Here is an 18,423-nt window from a genome sequence, read left to right as displayed (position 1 = left end):
AAGTTCAAATTTCTGGAAAGCAAATTTATGTAAATCATTGACCCTAAGCCTAACTTTTAAACATTTTTGCTGGTTGATCAAAGTGAAAGCCTAGTAGAAATGACGGATTAATAAATGCACAATGCAACTACATTTTTAAATTGTTTTTTGTATTATTTACCAGTTGTAGTATGTAATTCAACCTGTTCAATTAAATTCCTGCTTTTCTTTAAGGACATTCTAAAGATTAAAATATTGAATTATGCGAACAAATTTTGAACATTGTTGATAAAGTTGTGAACTCCGTTGATATATTGCTGATACTCGTTGATATATCGCTGAAACCCGTTGATATATTGCTAATGCTCGTTGATATATCGCTGAACTCCGTTGATATATTGCTATTACACGTTGATATATTGCTGAAATTCGTTGAAATATGCGAATACTCGTTAATATTTAACTACAACTGGCTCGTAAATCTTCAATACTGATTCGCCCTTCAGTAATTTCGCTTAAAATCATCTTCAAACCAATAAAAAAACCCGCCAGGAATCGTAATTCCCAGCGGGTTTTCTAACTTTTATTTTTTACCCATTATTCCATTCCAAAAGAAATCTATGATTTGTTCGGCCATTTCATCTATTGTCGAAAAGATTGACTTTTGATCTGTGTCTTTGTAATTTCCAATCGATAGTATTGCAAAGAACAATTGAGTATAGAACTTTGGATTCCCTTTAGGTATTTCTCCGTTCTCAATTGCAGTTGTCATTGCTTTTTCGATCACATTATACATCGTTTCTTCAGCGTTATTCATCTGTTGTAATTGTTCATCTGATAAAGAAACTTTCGCTTCCTTCGTAAAAGTTTTTAAATCAATTTCAAAGGTTGCTCTTAAATGGACTTTAACCATTTCGTGGAGATTTTCTTTTAAAGACTTTTCCGTTGATAAAATCTCAGCAATTCGGTCGCTTATTCGAAGCATCATTTGAACCATTGCATCCGTAAAGAGATCTGCTTTTGTTGGATAATAATAATAAACCGTTGCTTTGGTCACACCACACTTCTTAGCTACGTCATCCATTGAAACTAATTGATATCCGTTTTGAAGAAACAATTGGATTGCATTTTCAACGATTATTGCTTTTGTAGGCTTTTTTTTAGAATCCTGTGGCGGTCTACCGAGGGGACGTTTCATTTGTTCCAATATGCTTCTCTCCTAACCTTTTAATTCCTTTTCATTATATCATATTAAAAGTTCTTGAATAATTAACTGACCAGTATATATAATTATGGTAATCAATTTTACGAGAGGTGAATTCCATATGAAACATCACCCCTTTCATTCATGGGGCAAATTTGTTGGTAGTAAACGTACAAGATGGGTAACATTGTTGGTGTGGGTTTTATTAACGGTTGTATTATCATTTACTTTTCCATTTGTAAATGACGTAGAAAATAATGCAGCAGATAACTTATCTAAGCAATCCATGTCCCAAAAAGCAGAGCAGTTAATTAAGAAAGAGTTTCCAACTGATTCTGGAAACCCTTTATTAATTGTTTGGAATCGTAAAGACGGTCTAAATGGAGAAGATTTCAATGCCATTCAAAATGTTTATAAAGAGCTTCGAAACAATCCATTGAAAAAACAATTAACATCACCGTCATATGATTTGATGCCTACCGAGGCAATTAAACGCAGTTCTTCTGAGGATGGTACTACAATCATTACAGCTGTTCTTTTTGATAAAAAAGCTGATGATCAAGTACTACAAAAAAATATCAACAAAATAGAAAAGTTAATTAAAAATAATACGGGTGATGACCCAGTTAAACGAAAATTATCAGAATCTGGTCTAAAAGTTCGCTTTTCCGGTCCAGTAGGTATTCAAACAGACGCTGTCAGTTTATTTTCACAAGCCGATGTTAAACTTTTATTATCTACTGTATCACTTGTATTAGTTTTCTTAATCCTTTTATATCGTTCACCAATTATGGCAATTGTGCCGTTAATAGTAGTTGGTTTCGCATACGGAATCGTAAACCCTTTATTAGGTGTTTTAGGTGAAAAAGGTATTATTACAGTTGATTCACAAGCCGTTTCGATCATGACAGTATTATTATTCGGTGCAGGTACTGATTATTGTTTATTTTTAATATCTAGATATCGTGAATGTTTACTATATGAAGAAAATAAATATAAGGCACTGCAACTCGCGATCAAAGAATCTAGTGGGGCCATTTCGATGAGTGCTTTAACGGTCGTTATTGGGTTAGGTACACTCTTATTTGCTCATTATGGTGCGTTCCATCGTTTCGCCGTTCCATTTAGTTTGGCAGTTCTTATTATGGGTATCGCTGCAATCACAATCCTACCTGCCTTACTTTCTATATTTGGTAGAGTTTCATTTTTCCCTTTTATTCCTAGAACACAGGAAATGGAAGCAATAAGAGCTAAGAAAAAAGGAAAATCAATAAAAAAAGAGCAAACCAAAATAACATTTAATCAAAAAATAGGAAAACTAGTTACTCATAAACCTTGGACAATAATTCTAGCCTCTACCATTCTTTTAGGAGGTCTAGCTCTATTTGTGCCTCGAGTACAATACACATATGACCTACTTCAATCATTTCCTAAAGATATGCCTTCAAGGGAAGGTTTTGATTTAATATCAGACCATTATTCATCAGGTTTATTGGCACCTGTTAAAGTAATTATTGATACAGAAAATAAAGATATTCCTGTTAAAAAAGAATTAGAATCACTTTCATTCGTAAAAGAAGTTTCTGCACCGATTGCAGGTAAAAATCATAAAAGCTTACAATTATATGAAATTTCATTAGTCGATAATCCTTATTCGATTAAAGGTTTAGAGAGAATCCCTCAACTTGAGAAGAAGATTAAAAATCTATTGAACAAGTACGATATCCAAAAAGTAAATAAGCATTATTGGATTGGTGGGGAAACAGTAACGAATTTAGATACAAAAAATACAACTGAACGAGATCAATCTGTGATTATTCCGGTCATGATTGGATTAATTGCATTATTGTTGTTAACTTATTTACGATCCGTTACAGCAATGATTTACCTAATAGTAACAGTCATACTATCATATCTTTCAGCATTAGGTGCTGGTTGGCTAATTCTTCACTACGGTCTTGGAGCTAGTGCAATACAAGGTTCGATTCCTTTATATTCATTTGTATTTTTAGTAGCCCTAGGTGAAGATTACAATATATTCATGGTCTCTGAAATTTGGAAAAATAAAAAGAAACAAACCCATCGCGATGCCGTTTCAAATGGAGTCGCAAAAACTGGGGCTGTTATTTCATCAGCTGGTTTAATCTTAGCTGGTACATTCCTAGTTTTAGCAACACTCCCAATTCAAGTATTAGTCCAATTTGGTATCGTTACTTGCGTTGGCGTCCTAATTGATACATTTATCGTTCGTCCACTTTTAGTTCCAGCAATCACTACAGTTTTAGGTAGATTTGCATATTGGCCAGGCGAACTTTCGAAAAAGGATTATGAAACAAATCAAGAAATTCAAATGGAAAAATAAAGTATAAAAACACCACAACGCAACTCCATTTATGGAACATGCGTCGTGGTGTCTTTATTTTGACTTTGATAGATTTTGTTTCATCGTCACATTAATCAATTGATATAAGCCGTATAGTCCTAAGTATGAACCAGACATAATAAAATAAATATTAAGAAAAACGGCGTGAATATTTGTCATAAATACAACATTATTTTTTATAATGTCATAAATTGATATTGATGCTATTCCCCCAAAAACTATATAAGAAATAATTGCTATGAAATTAAAAATTGTATTAAGTATAGGATAGGTTCTTGCTAATCCATACATGATAATAGGGAAAATAATAATGGTAACGACTAGTAAAGTTTTCAAGTGCTTCCCTTTCTAATTTATAATTTGGTTGTGATTTATTTATTATTTTCATATTTTTATTAAATATCCAGTTAATAAGAAATATACTTTCTTAAAAACACCAAAAAAGCTTGGTGACTAATCAAGCTTTTCTGGTTAAATCATATGAAATAGGGGTTGGGGAATTTTCATTACCTAAAGGTTTTATGGCATCGTTTATCAATACCGGGGTGGTTTGTATTAACTGTTGCCATATTTAAATGATAATGATTATCAATATCATTGTCAATGCTTTTTATATACTTTTAAATATATTTCTCCATAATTACATATTGTTTACCATCTTTTATAAAGCTAGCATTGGTCTCTTGTAAAGCAAACTTTTTATAAAAATTTGCTTTGTTTATTCTCGCATTACACCAAATTTTCTTCACGCCATTATTATTTACTTCTTTTAAAACGTAGTCTAACAGTGTACTTCCATAACCTTTACCTTGTTCTTGACTAAGAGTTGCAAATTTACGGAACTGGCATTCGTTATTGCTTATAAAAAGAGATATGACCGAAATCAAAGTGGATTCTTTAAAAAGGCCAAAATGCATCCCAAGATCATCATCATTTAATTTTATATAATCAAAGGGCTTATCCGGCCACATAACTTTATGCCTAATTTCCCATACTTCTTCTTTATCTACTTGTTTAATCGTTATTTCCATTTTTGCTCCTTTGCTACGTTCCAATAAATGAAGTTATTCGAATGTTTTCATCATGATATAGTCGATTTGTTCTTCGTCGCCCATATAAAATGAATGCGAGCCAGTCTGTACAAAACCCATTTTTTTATAAAAAGAAATTGCATTTTCATTCTTTTCCCTGACACCTAGCCAAATTTTCTTTTTATTAAGTGCTAGCGCAATTTCCATAGCTGTATTAAATAAATATTTACCTAGTCCATGCTTTTGATAATTCTTCTTTATATAAATTCTCTCGATTTCAAGTGATTCCTCATCCATTTCTTCAGACTGAGCATCACTAGTATTTACCTTTAAATATCCAGCTATTTCATTATGAAAATAAACGAAAAAGAATTTTGATGATAAATTTGATAATTCTTTTTCTACTTGTTTTAAGTTAAATGCGTTCTCCAAATAAGCAATCATATTTTCTTCAGTATTCTGATCCTTAAACGTCTCATTAAATGTTTCATAACCAATTTCTTGTAGTAAGTGCGAATCCTCGAGGATACACTTTTTTACTTGAATAGACATAAACGACACTCCCCTACATCAATAATTTCTCTTGTTTCCTTTTTTTACAAATTCCCAATCTTTTTCTACATTTTTTCTTACTTTCTGAAGGAGATCAAAAACAATCTCTACTTCATGATCTGAAAATCCCTCTAATGCAACGAGGTTAGAATAATCATTTTCTCTTTTTATAAATGGGTAAACATTTTCACCTTGTTCAGTTGCATAAAGTTTTTTTATTTTTTTGTTCTCGCTATCCTCTTTCTTTTCAATAAAGCCAGCAATTTCAAGTTTCTTAATAGCCCGAGCAGCTGTTGTTCGATCAACTTTTATCATCTCAGCTAACTTTTCTTGGATGATTCCTGGATTTTCAACTATTCGCACGAGATACAAATACTGTCCTTTTGTAAGGTCATATTCTTTAAATTCAATATTGCTGATTGAATCTAGTGCCCTTGCAATCATTCCTATTTCACGAAGTATTTCTTTCATAAATTAACTCCTTAAAATCATTTTTGTTGTAAATGCAATAAATTTTTTATATATTAAATTTAATCTAGTTTTGTTGTATTTGCAACAAAACATTCTAAATTAAAAGGACTGATTAAAATGAACGCAACAAAAGTAATGAATGATGAGGATTTAAAGATCGCGTTTTCTATAAGGAAAGATGTATTTGTGAAAGAGCAAGGTGTTCCACTTAAAGATGAATTTGATCAGTTTGATACTTTAGATGGACTTTGCGAACACATGCTAGTTCATTACAATGAACAACCAGTTGGAACAGGAAGAATTAGGTTTGTTGATGGGGTCGGTAAATTGGAAAGAATTTGTATCCTTGAGTCTTTCCGTAAATATGGTCTTGGTAAAATCATTATTAAAGCGCTAGAAGACATCGCGGAAGAACGTAAAGCTACGAAAGTTAAATTGCATGGTCAAACACATGCAGAAGGTTTCTATAAAAAACTTGGATATCATACTTCATCTGATATCTTTATGGAAGATGGAATCCCGCATATTCTAATGATAAAAGAATTACCAAACAACTAAATGTTAAAGCAAATCAGTTTAATGAAATATGTATTTTTTGTATTAGGAATTTTAATCTTAGCACTTGGTGTTTCGATCACTATTCTATCTAAACTTGGAACCGGACCATTTGATGCACTTTTAGTAGGCTTATCAAAAAATGTGGGATTTACTGTGGGAAGTTGGGAAATAATCATTGCCTTACTATTAATCTGTTTAAATTCAGTTTTAAAAAGACGAAGACCAGAATTTTTAGGACTGGTAACTGCATTTATAACAGGTGCTAGTATTGATATGTGGCTTTTTATATTGCACAATTTTTTAACCCCAGAGTTATGGTATAGCAAAGTTATATGGTTTGGAATTGGTTTAATTGTTTCAGGACTAGGAACTTCAACCTATTTACTCACAAATTTCGCACCGATCCCAGTTGACCGATTAACATTAATCATACAAGAATTAACTAAAACGAATTTATTTATATCAAAAACATTCATTTACCTCGTATTCTTGATAATGGCATTGATTTTTAATGGTCCAATCGGCGTTGGTACTATACTAACAGTGTGTTTTGGAGGGCTAATACTTAATTACTTTATGCCAATTACAAAAAAAATTATAGATCGTTTATTAACTAGCCCTAGTACATCATCTAGCTGTGATAAAGAGAATAACCTTTCAATATAAAGTGTGCTCGTCTAAGTATACAGCTTGCTTTAACACATAATTCAATGGTGTTAGGTAAAACTATCCTTGGAGGTGAGGATACGATGAGTAAAAAATCAACTGGAAGAGGACAAAAAGCTCCAAGTGCTAATCCACAAGGTTATGGAAAAGACGTTGAATTTTCAACTGAGCCTCAAAGTGAGCTTCAAAATTTAGCTAAAAAGTCCAATAAAAAATAATCTACTAAAAAGAACCAGCGAAACCTGTATACGGGCTTTGCTGGTTCTTTTAGTTTATCTTTTTTACTCAATTGTTTATCTAGTTTAACACCCTCACTGTTACCCTATAAAGGAAGTGTAGGTTTAGTACCAATTACGATTGTAGCGTCAAACTCTTTACTGTATATTAATTGAGCCATTAACCCATATTGAGTAAATATTTCTACTGTTCTAGGAGCCTGTCTTTTACTTGTCTCTACTAATAAATGTCCACCTGAAGCTAACCATAAAGATGCATTTTCTGCTACTCTTCGATGAATATCATTACCGTCAATACCACCATCAAGAGCAACTTTTGATTCATATAGTCGTGCTTCCTGAGGAAGAAATTTTATTGCTTCAGTTGGAACATATGGTGCATTTGCTACTATAATATCAACATTTCCAAGTAATTTTGTAGGTAATGGGTTATAAAGATCGCCTTCATATACAACACCACCTTGTTTAGAAACATTGCACTTTGCACACCGAACTGCGTTAGGATCAATATCGACTGCATACAATTCAACTATCCCCACAGATTTCGCTATCGCTACACCAACCGCGCCAGTACCACAACATAGATCAATCACTTTAACACCAGGAGCTGAAAATTCAACAGCCTTTTGGACAAGAAACTCTGTGCGACGACGTGGGACGAAGACACTTGGTGATACTTCAATCTTAATTCCACAAAATTCCGCCCAACCTAGAACCTGTTCTAATGGTGAACCTGTTATCCGATCATCTACCATTGTTATCAACTCTTCGAAGGTTTGCGCTTCAGAAATAAGTAACTCTGTCTCTTCTTTCGCAAAAATGCAACCGGCTTTTTCGAGTTTCTCGATGATATTATTTTTAATTATGTCCGCTTGATCTACTATATTTACCACCCAATCTTTATAAAGTTTATAATTGGGTGTTCGGTAGAAATTTGTAAATTCCTTCTTCAATTTTAGTCTAGTTGTTAATGAAATCACCCAACTAAGAAATAAAAAACTAGAATACCCTCTAAAGAGCTAATCTAGTTTTTTTCAGTTTCTATTGCTTGCTTTAAAAACTTGCATTCATTAAAACATACTTGCTAGATGCATCTCAAGGCGATCCATTGTCTGCTCTGCACCTGGGACAGCATATGTTTTCACCTTATCGAATATGGAAGGTTCTTCTTCAAAAAACGAACTATAAGTCAGTTTCGTCTTAACACCCTCGTTCTCAAAGATTGCCGTCGCAACAAAATGAGGAAAAACATCATGTTTTAATACGATTTTCTCGAGTGGAAGGATCTCGACAATGATGTTAGTATTCGGAAAATCCACTCCATCAGGCCCGTGCATAATAAACTCCCATACCCCACCTGGCTTCATATCAAACTTTTGAAAAGTTGAGGTAAACCCATTTGGCCCCCACCATTTTGACAAGTGCTCCTCTTTCATCCAAGCATCAAATACGACCCCACGTGGGGCATTAAATATTCGGGTAATCACAATCTCATTTTCACCTACTTGAGTTGTGTATTTGTTCGTTTCATTGCTCTGGTCCATGCTAATCCCTCCAATTAATCTATAAAACTAAGCTTAGCCACAAAGTGTATAGAGTTATTCAATTAGCTAGATACCTCATCCTCTAAGAGCTTTAAAAATCTCTTATTCCATATATTTTCATAAAAATCGATCGTCTCTTTTGCAGACATAAACTGATTATTTAATGTAGAAGTTGCTTTATGTACCATCATGTTTTCATAGCCTAATCCATGAGCGAATTTAATTGTAGAATCCATACAGTATTCAGTTTGTGCACCACAAAATTCTATACTACTTACTTTTAATTGATCTAAAAGATTTTTTAAGTTCGTTTTGTAAAATGAATTTGCATGTACTTTCTGAATAAAAAAATCTTGCTCTTGAACATCAAGATTAGCGTCAATAGCCCAAAGTTCTTCTCCCGGTATTAGTTCTTCATCACAATGTTGAACAAAAATGATTGGTTTATTCAATTTCCTATACAAGGAAATTCTTTTATTTACTTTAATCAGTAAATTTTCTAATTCAAATAAGTTCTCCCCACTGTAACATACGCCATTTTGCAAATCGATCACGATTAAAACATCTGCACTTGTACTCATTATTTACACCTCAACTAGATTAGTATTTTATTATTCATTTTATCACTTGAGGATGTAGTATACATTTTTATTTTAACTATTAAGGTTGAAGTAACTCATGAACACTCTATGAGTAAGATTTATTTAAAAATAATTCTCTGCATTAAATAAAAAGACTCCGATAAAATACCGGAGTCGATTTATGTCTAATTTGAACTTAAATTTTGGGGCTCATTTCTTCTATTATTTTATTCCTAATGCACTCTTAACAGTTTCTAAAGTTTGTGATTTATATTTCGTCTTAGGTGCTGGTGCATAGTTAACTGTAGGATTTTTCATTAAATAGTTTTTCGCTACAAATGCTAGATCTTTTTCATCTACTACACCATCATTATTTATATCCGCTTCACGTTTATTAGTTCCCCAATAAGTTTGAATGTATAGTGCATCCATTACGTCGATGACATCATCTTTGTTTACATCCCCTGCGATAGCTGGTTGTAATCCATATAGGTAAAGATTCTGATGAGTGACTTTTCCATCTTCGTGGAATCCGATTGTAAAGTTTTTATGCACTGTAAAATGTCCAGGGATATTTACTTCAAGATCGAAAGCATCATCTGTTAATGGTAAATTAGGTACTGTGAACACTGTGTTAAAGGTGTTTGGTGCTTCATACACTTTACCATTTGCATCAGTCGCTTTTATTTTTATTCCAAGTTTTGAATAATCTATGCCAATTGGATCACCATTCGGAGCTAGGAATGCTTCTGCATATTTTGCACCACGTAGTAATGAATAAGTTGGATCCATTAATGCTACGTATGGATTACCACTTGGTACAAGCACTGTTGTGTTATTACTATCTGTAACTGTAACGTTGTTAAGTGCCGCTGGGAACATAGCTGGATACATTGTATATTCATTACTCATTTTAAACGCTGCATCTGCAAGTTTAAAATTACCTGAAAGTGGTGCCACACCATCTTTTGTCTTAAAAGTAACTGTAGTCAAATAAGTAGTTGATCCTGCAATAGCTGGATTATCTTCCACAGTCATGTCTACTTTATCCGCCACACTTGGGTCTAGTGAAACGTTCAATGATGCAACATTTGCATAATGTTGGAACTTATAAACTACTTGTTTTACATCTTTTGCTTTATTTAACGTTAAAGATGCATGAGTTGTTTGACCCATTTTTGCCGAACGATCTTGAGGTTGCATAAAACCATACGTTACATCATCACGAGTAACAAAGATATCTCTACCTTCTTTAAAGGTTTTATTAGTTGCTGCATCTATTGCATAGAAATCAAGTTCCATCGCTCTTGATGCATTTGTTGGAATCGTTGCAGTGAATGTACCGTCAGCATTTACTGGTACTGCCGTATCTCTTCCACCTAAATAATCTTTATAATAAACTTTTGTACTTCCTTGATTATAGTTCATGCCAAGCTTTTGCATTTCTGCTGTTTCTTTATCATAAACAGAACCTGTAATTGTGACACTAGTTTGACCGTTTTTATACTCGACTATATCTGGTGAGTTCAATGTTAAATTAGGAGCCCCATTATCGAAATAAACTGGTGCTTCTTCAGAGAATGTTCTTCCTGCATCATTTGTACCAACTACTTTGATTTTGTAGTAACCTGGTTTAGCCATATCTGAAGTGTATTCGAATGGGTGGTCCTCGTTACCTGTTGGTTTATAATATTGACCATCAAATACATTACCTAATGCATACGTGATATTTTCATCCATACCTAATCCATCTGCAGTTCCGATGTAACCTAATTCTTCACCTGTTTTTCCATCTTCAAGAATTAGGTCAAATGTACGCATATGTGACTTAACGCTCATTAGCGCATTTGTATACACTAATTGTCCTGAAAGCGAATAATCAAATACTTGTGTGAATGCTTGTGGCGTCAACGTAATTGGATTCATGCCTTCTTCTACTGTTTTGATCGCGAATGGTACTCGGTATGTTTCATCTCGATTATCGTGATTTGTATACGTTACAAATCCTTCGTAAATTCCTAATTTTGCTGATTTTGGCACTGTAATTGCAACAGTTGATTTCTTTTTCGAATTTGCGCCAACTTTAATTGACTTATCCGTTACCACCATTACACCATTGTCGTCAGCATCTAATGATCCTCTACGATCTGCTTGGTATGATACTTTTACATCATATGTTTTTGCTTTATTACTATTATTATAGATATTAAGTGTACGTTGATCGCTAATATTCTTTCCAGCTGGAGCGAATACACCGAATGCAAGTGCACCTGTTAAATTTGTAACCGATTTAAGATTTCCTTTTTTGTCTACTGCTCCTTCAGTTTCATCCACTACTTCAATTCGTGTTTGAGAATGAATTGCTTCGTAAGGATCTACTTGTCCTGAACCTGATTCAAATACACTATAGTCTCCATTTAGTGGATCTGCGGTATTCATTAATGTTTCTTTAATTTGTGCTGGTGTTAAGTTAGGGTTTGCTTGTTTTAATAATGCTGCAACTCCTGCCACGTTTGGAGATGCCATTGATGTACCAGACAAATTCTCATAAGCATATTCATATTTACCAATTTGATCTGCTCCGTGCATGTATGAAGGTACCGTTGAGAATACTGCAACTCCTGGTGCTGTAACCTCTGGTTTAATATCATACGTAATACGAGCTGGTCCACGTGAGCTAAATGATGCTAATTTACTGCCTTCATCCGTTACTTGTCCTACTTCGTCAAATGAGAAAGTTGGCGTTGTCCCAAGTTTAGCTAAAAGTGCAGTTCCTTGTTCATACGACATTGAGAAGGTAGGGATTAATCCATAGCTTGCACCTAAGTATGATGGAATGAATCCTTCACCCGGTACATTGTCAATCATAATAACTGCTTTTGCACCGTGTTTTTGAGCATATGTGATTTTATCAAGAAGTGCAACTGTTCCCCTGTTTACTAATGCAATCTTACCATTCACATCAATATTTTTATAATCAGCATCTGCACCGTAATTTGGCACTAAAACGATAGGAAGATTTTGGCCTTTTAAACTCGCTATATTATCATTTAGGCCTTTACCTAATAATTTTAAATCAGCACTTACATCTGAAGTTCCATGTAATGTACCTTTTGAAGTATCAATTACAGTCTTCGTATCATTTGCCCCAACTGTGATTGCTAATGCTCCTGCTCCAGGTGCACCTAGTGTATACATGTTACTACCTGAGTTACCTGCTGACACTACTGCCGTTACACCAGAAAGGACTGCATTGTTTACTGCAAGACTTTCAATATTTTGTGGATCATTTAAACTAGCTCCAAGCGATAGATTGATAACATCCATACCGTCAGAAATCGCTTTATCAATTCCACCTAATACATTCTCTGTACTCCCTGAACCAAATGCTCCTAATACACGATAAACATATAAATCAGCTTCCGGAGCAACACCTGTTACTGCATAATCAGTATTATTTTTACCACGTCCAGCAATAATTCCTGATACGTGCGTACCATGTTCTGTATAGTAAGTTGAACCAGTAAGTGAATCCTTTTCTGCTAATCCAGACTTTTTCCAATCAGCATAAGTTGTTTCCATTGGGTCTGCATCATTGTCAACAAAGTCCCAACCTTTTACTGAGCTAGGGCTAATTGTTTTTGGATCAACACCTGGTTGAGCACGATACCCTTTATAAGCATCAGTTAAATCTGGGTGATTATAGTCAATACCTGTATCAATTACCCCAACTTTAACACCTTTACCTGTATATCCTTCAGCGTGTAATTTGCTTACTCCAGGGAATACTTCAGTTTCCATTTTCTTTGTTGTATCTTGAGAATCCCCACTACCAACAGTTGCTTGTGGTGGCTCAACTTTGATCTCATTATTTGGCCAAACTGCTTTTACAACTTTTGAGTCTAATAGTGACTTAACTTTATTTGCTGGTAAGTCAATTGCCACACCATTTAACGTATTTTTATAAGTACGCTTAATTTTATAAAGATTTTTATTCTGCTTTAAATCATCTTTAAAGATTGTTTGTAAATCATTTTTAAATGTTACTTGAGCGTCATCTGCTTGTTCTTTTGCATCATCAAGAGATAAACTATTTCCATCCGTAGCCTCTTCTAAAACAGCTACTTTTGCTGGTTGCTCTTTCAATTCAACAATGACAGATAGATTTTTAGAGCTTTGTAAATCGACTGACGAAGGTAATTGTAAACCTTCTTGAGTAGTAACCTTTATTTTTTTTAATGCTTGACGTTGCTCAGGCGTCATTTTGGCAAGTACTTCCTCAATTGATGATTGTGCAGCCGCTTTAACAATTGGTTGATGATGTGCTACTGGAAATGTATTGAATAAAACACCAGTACTTAACGCCACAACTGCCGTGCCTTTAATTAAGCGATTCATATTGCTTTTCTCCCCCATCCATATATATCTTCTGTTACGTATACGATTATACGGAAAGTTTGCAATATTTAAATTTTGACAAATAAAATCAATTTTTGTTTTTTTACCGATAAAATTCGACAATATTCATTCGGTTGCTTAACTGTTTTCGCCACTACATCAACTATTTGTGCATAAATAGGTGTCTTTTGTTCATAAACCAGTGAGTTTTGTGCATAAATCGGTGGATTTCGTTCATAAACCACGGACTTTCGTTCATAATGGCCTTTCCGCGTTGAATTATAATGGCAATCCAATGAAAAATATTAGGAAATATGTCCGTCATTGATAAAGGTGTGCTGTATGCTCTAGACTTTTACTGTCTTTGTCATAAAAATTCCTACGTATGCTGCTATTTTGGTTGGCGAACCAAAAATAGTTTAGCACCTCGGTGTAATTTTTTAATACCACGCTGTAAGCTTTTTGGAATCCTAGGCCTAGGGTTTTCGTTTCCACAAGAAAAAAGACTCCGGTTCATCACCGGAGCCTTTAACTCTAAAACTTTATGATTCTATTACTTAATACCTAATGCACTCTTAACGGTCTCTAAAGTTTGTCCTTTATATTTCTTTATTGGTGCAGGTGCATAGTTAATCGTAGGATTTTGCATTAAGTAGTTTTTCTCTACATATGCCATATCTTTTTCATCAACTACACCGTCAAAGTTAATATCAGCATCTCGTTTATTTGTTCCCCAGTAAGTTTGTAAGTAAAGCGCATCTTTTACGTCGATGACATCATCTTTATTTACATCACCTGCGATGGCTGGATTTAAATTATATAAATAAAGGTTTTGGTTTGTCACTTTTCCATCTTCATGGAATCCGATTGTAAAGTCTTTGTGGACAGTAAAATGGCCAGGGAAATTTAATTCAAGTTCATAGCTGTCATCTGTTAATGGTAGATTTGGCACCTGGAACACTGTACTAGAACTATTTAATCCTTCGTATACTTTTCCATTCGAACTTGTTGCTTTGATTTTTATGCCCAGTTTTGAATAATCACGTCCAAGTGGCGCACCCGCTGGATCTAAGAATGCCTCAGCAGATTTGGCACCACGTAATAATGAAGTAGTCGGATCCATAAAAAACATATCTGGATTTCCATTTACAACATTTTGTGTCTTATTATTACTATCCGTTACTGTAACAGTTTTTAGATTCGTCGCATACATGACAGGGTAAGCAGTATAGACATTACTCATTTTAAATGCAAGATCTGCAAGCTTTAAATCTCCTGAAAGTGGAGTTACTCCGTCCTTTGTCTTAATCGTAATAGTAGTAAGATATTGTGTAACTCCTGGAATAGCTGGATTATCTGTCACAGTCATATCTATTTTATCAGCTACACTTGGATCTGGTGTAATATTCATAGAAGCAACATCTGAATAATGGTAAAAATTATAAACTACTTGATTTACATTACTTGCTTTATTTAACGTTAAAGCGGCATGCACTGTTTCACCCATTTTTGCTGTGCGTTTTTCAGGTTTCATATAGCCATACGTTACATCATCACGTGTAACAAATATATTTTTTCCTTCTTTATATGTTTTATTTGATGCTGCATCTATCGCATAGAAACCTATTTCCATCGCTCTTGTCGAATTTGTTGGAATTGTAGCTGTAAATGTTCCGTCAGCATTTACAGGAATCTCTACCGCTCTACCACCTAGATAATCTTGATAATATACTTTTGTACTGCTTTGACTAAAGTTCATTCCAAGCTTTTGCATTTCTTCTGTCTCTTTATCATAAACTGATCCCGTGATTGTTACACTAGATTGTCCATTTTTATATTCGATCACTTCAGGACCATTCACTGTTATTTTTGGAGCCGTGTTGTCGAAATATAAAGGTGCTTCTTGTGAGAATGTTTTACCTGCATCATTCGTGCCGATAATTTTAATCTTATAATATCCAGGTTTCGCTAAATCTGGGTTATAAGCAAATGGTCTGTCATTATCACCTGTAGGTTTATAATATAGACCTTTAAATACTTGACTAATTTGATATTGAATGTTTTCATCCATTCCTAAACCATCAAATGTACCAACATAACCTAGCTCTTTACCTGTTTTACCATCTTCAAGAATGACATCAAATGTCCGCATATGAGACTTGATACTAAAAATCGTGTTTGTATAAATCAGTTGCCCTCCATAGGCATAGTCAAATACTTGTGTAAAAGCCTGTGGTGTCATAGTAACTGGATTCATTCCTTCTTCCACTGTTTTAATTGCGAAAGGAACTTGGAATGTTTCATCTGGATTATCATGATTTGTATAAGTAACAAATCCTTCATATATACCTAATTTTGCAGATTTTGGCACGGTAATTGCGACTGTTGTCTTCTTTTTCGAATTCGCACCAACTTTAATCGATTTGTCCGTCACAACCATGACTCCGTTATCGTCAGCATTTAACGAACCACGGCGATCTGTTTGATAGGATACTTTCACATCATATGTTTTTGATTGAGTACTATTGTTATAGATGTTTAGAGAACGTTGATCGCTAATATTCTTTCCCGCTGGAGCGAACACGCCAAATGCAAGTGCACCTGTTAAGTCTTTAACTGTTTTAAGGTTTCCCTGTTTATCTAAAGTTCCTTTTGTTTCATCCATTACTTCAATTCTAGTTTTTGAATGAATTGCCTCATAGGGATCAACTTGTCCAGCCCCTGTTTCAAATACACTATAATCGCCATTTAATGGATCTGCAGTATTCATTAACGTTTCCTTCACCCCTGCTGGCGTTAAGTTTGGATTTGCTTGTAATAATAGGGCAGCAACACCCGCTACATTCGGTGAAGCCATAGATGTACCTGATAAATTGTCGTATGCATAATCATATTTACCAATTTGATCTGCGCCGTGCATATACGATGGTACAGTTGAGAATACAGCAACACCTGGTGCTGTTACTTCAGGCTTAATATCATACGTGATTCGAGCTGGCCCACGTGAACTGAACGAAGCTAATTTACTGCCTTCATCTGTTATTTGTCCCATTTCATCAAAGGAGAAAGTTGCTGTACCTGTACCAAGTTTCGAAATTAAACCTTGCCCTTGTTCGTACGACATTGAGAATGTAGGCACTAATCCATAGCCTGCACCTAAGTATGATGGAATATATCCTTCACCAGGTACATTATTAGTCATAATAACTGCTGCGGCACCATGTTTTTGAGCTACGCTAATCTTGTCAACAAGTGCAGTTACACCTCTTTGTACGAGTACAAGCTTTCCACTTACATCGATATTTTTATAATCTGAATCTGCGCCGTAATTTGGTACTAAAACGATCGGTAAGTTTTTACCTTTTAAACTATCAACATTATCATTCAAACCTTTACCTAATAATTTTAAATCTGCACTCACATCAGATGTGCCATGTAATGTGCCTTTTGATGTGGCAATCGTTGTTTTCGTATCATTCGCACCTACTGTAATTGCTAACGCTGCTGCTCCTGGTGCACCTAAAGTATACATTCCATTCCCGGAGTTACCTGCTGATACAACTGCAGTTACACCTGAAAGGACTGCATTGTTTACTGCAAGACTTTCCACATTTAGAGGATTATTCGTACTAGCTCCTAGTGATAGATTGATCACATCCATTCCATCAGAAATCGCCTTATCTATACCACCTAAAACATTTTCAGTTGTACCAGAACCAAATCTTCCTAGTACACGATAGACGTATAAATCGGCATCAGGTGCAACACCTGTTACTGCATAATCTGTATTATTTTTACCACGACCGGCGATGATACCTGATACATGTGTTCCGTGCTCAGTGTAAAAAGTTGCACCAGTAAGTGGATCTTTTTCTCCTAAACCTGATTTTTTCCAATCATCGTATGTTGTTTCCATTGGGTCTGCATCATTGTCGACAAAGTCCCAACCTTTTACTGAGCTTGGGCTAATTGTTTTAGGATCAACACCGGCTTGAGCACGATACCCTTTATAGGCATCAGTTAAGTCTGGGTGATTGTAATCTATACCTGTATCAATTACTCCAACTTTAACTCCTTTTCCTGTATATCCTTCTGCGTGTAATTTGCTAACGCCAGGGAACACTTCAGTTTCCATTTTCTTTGTTGAATCTGATGCTCCTTCAGTTACATTTGGCGGTTCAACTTGAATCACATTATTTGGCCAAACCGCTTTAACAGCCTTAGATTTTAATAATGACTTAACTTTATTTGCTGGTAAGTCAATCGCCACTCCATTTAACGTATTTTTATATGTACGTTTAATTTTATACAGATTCTTATTTTGCTTTAGATCATCTTTAAAAATTGTTTGTAAATCATTTTTAAATGTTTCTTGAGCATCGGCTGCTTTTTCTTTTGCATCATCAATCGATAAACTTTTACCATCCGCTGCTTCTTCTAAAACTGCTACCTTTGCAGGCTGATCTTTAAATTCAACAATGACTGATAGACTTTTAGAACTTTGTAGGTCTACTGAAGATGGTAATTGTAAACCTTCCTGACTAGTAACCTCTAACTTGTTTAATGCTTGACGTTGCTCAGGCGTAAGCTTAGATAGTACTTCTTCAATTGAAGATTGTGTCGCAGCCTTTGCAATTGACTGGTGATGTGTAACTGGAAATGCATTACAAAGTACACCAGTACCTAAGACCATAATTGCAGTACTTTTGATGAAACGATTCATTTTTCTTTTCTCCCCTATTCTTATATGTTCCTTATTACTTTTTAATTATAAGTAAAATTTGCAATATTTAGATTTTGACATTTTTAATCAATTTTCT

At 34.5% G+C, this 18,423-nt stretch carries 14 protein-coding genes; 4 read left to right on the top strand and 10 right to left on the bottom strand.

All coding sequences use genetic code 11. The features are described from left to right. Positions 1-562: 562 nt before the first annotated feature. On the bottom strand, positions 563-1,186 hold the full coding sequence (locus CN692_RS14640; protein WP_098119905.1) for a TetR/AcrR family transcriptional regulator: 624 nt from the start codon (positions 1,184-1,186) through the stop codon (positions 563-565). 118 nt (positions 1,187-1,304) lie between these two features. Here CN692_RS14640 and CN692_RS14635 point away from each other — a divergent pair, with 118 nt between their 5' ends. Next, positions 1,305-3,545: an MMPL family transporter gene (locus CN692_RS14635; protein WP_098119904.1), complete on the top strand. Its 2,241-nt coding sequence runs from the start codon at positions 1,305-1,307 to the stop codon at positions 3,543-3,545. Between the two features lie 54 nt (positions 3,546-3,599). On the opposite strand, the gene CN692_RS14630 is transcribed toward CN692_RS14635, so the two are convergent. The 4 genes from CN692_RS14630 to CN692_RS14615 form a co-directional block, all read right to left on the bottom strand. Continuing rightward, on the bottom strand, positions 3,600-3,902 hold the full coding sequence (locus CN692_RS14630; RefSeq protein WP_098119903.1) for a transposase: 303 nt from the start codon (positions 3,900-3,902) through the stop codon (positions 3,600-3,602). A gap of 284 nt (positions 3,903-4,186) precedes the next feature. Beyond that, positions 4,187-4,597: a GNAT family N-acetyltransferase gene (locus CN692_RS14625; RefSeq protein WP_218923552.1), complete on the bottom strand. Its 411-nt coding sequence runs from the start codon at positions 4,595-4,597 to the stop codon at positions 4,187-4,189. A gap of 33 nt (positions 4,598-4,630) precedes the next feature. After that, the gene (locus CN692_RS14620) at positions 4,631-5,149 is read right to left on the bottom strand and encodes a GNAT family N-acetyltransferase (RefSeq protein ID WP_098119902.1); all 519 of its coding nucleotides are present in this window, start codon (positions 5,147-5,149) and stop codon (positions 4,631-4,633) included. Positions 5,150-5,167: 18 nt separating this feature from the next. Next, positions 5,168-5,620, bottom strand: coding sequence for a MarR family winged helix-turn-helix transcriptional regulator (locus CN692_RS14615; protein WP_098119901.1), 453 nt, complete (start codon positions 5,618-5,620; stop codon positions 5,168-5,170). Positions 5,621-5,737: 117 nt separating this feature from the next. Between CN692_RS14615 and CN692_RS14610 the strand changes: the two genes are divergently transcribed. The 3 genes from CN692_RS14610 (at position 5,738) to CN692_RS14600 (ending at position 7,062) form a co-directional block, all read left to right on the top strand. Next, positions 5,738-6,178 (top strand): GNAT family N-acetyltransferase, encoded by a 441-nt coding sequence (locus CN692_RS14610; RefSeq protein ID WP_098119900.1) that lies wholly within the window; start codon positions 5,738-5,740, stop codon positions 6,176-6,178. A 21-nt stretch (positions 6,179-6,199) separates the two neighbouring features. Further along, positions 6,200-6,844 (top strand): YczE/YyaS/YitT family protein, encoded by a 645-nt coding sequence (locus tag CN692_RS14605; protein ID WP_098119926.1) that lies wholly within the window; start codon positions 6,200-6,202, stop codon positions 6,842-6,844. 83 nt (positions 6,845-6,927) lie between these two features. Next, on the top strand, positions 6,928-7,062 hold the full coding sequence (locus CN692_RS14600) for a small, acid-soluble spore protein L (protein WP_098119899.1): 135 nt from the start codon (positions 6,928-6,930) through the stop codon (positions 7,060-7,062). Positions 7,063-7,166: 104 nt separating this feature from the next. Here CN692_RS14600 and CN692_RS14595 read toward each other — a convergent pair whose 3' ends face one another. From CN692_RS14595 to CN692_RS14575, 5 genes are all read right to left on the bottom strand, one after another. Next, a complete protein-coding gene (locus CN692_RS14595; RefSeq protein WP_218923553.1) occupies positions 7,167-7,946 on the bottom strand; it encodes a putative protein N(5)-glutamine methyltransferase in 780 nt (259 codons plus the stop codon). 204 nt (positions 7,947-8,150) lie between these two features. Further along, the gene (locus CN692_RS14590; RefSeq protein WP_098119898.1) at positions 8,151-8,624 is read right to left on the bottom strand and encodes an SRPBCC family protein; all 474 of its coding nucleotides are present in this window, start codon (positions 8,622-8,624) and stop codon (positions 8,151-8,153) included. A 62-nt stretch (positions 8,625-8,686) separates the two neighbouring features. After that, the gene (locus CN692_RS14585; protein ID WP_098119897.1) at positions 8,687-9,205 is read right to left on the bottom strand and encodes a cysteine hydrolase family protein; all 519 of its coding nucleotides are present in this window, start codon (positions 9,203-9,205) and stop codon (positions 8,687-8,689) included. Between the two features lie 222 nt (positions 9,206-9,427). Beyond that, complete coding sequence (locus CN692_RS14580; protein WP_179874453.1) at positions 9,428-13,603, bottom strand: S8 family serine peptidase; 4,176 nt, start codon at positions 13,601-13,603, stop codon at positions 9,428-9,430. A 553-nt stretch (positions 13,604-14,156) separates the two neighbouring features. Next, positions 14,157-18,326: a S8 family serine peptidase gene (locus tag CN692_RS14575; RefSeq protein WP_098119895.1), complete on the bottom strand. Its 4,170-nt coding sequence runs from the start codon at positions 18,324-18,326 to the stop codon at positions 14,157-14,159. Positions 18,327-18,423 lie beyond the last annotated feature (97 nt).

The organism is Bacillus sp. AFS002410, assembly GCF_002556365.1.
Lineage (GTDB): Bacteria > Bacillota > Bacilli > Bacillales > Bacillaceae_G > Gottfriedia.
The sequence above is the reverse complement of the archived record's forward strand: the minus strand, read 5'-3'. Positions and strand labels throughout refer to the sequence as shown.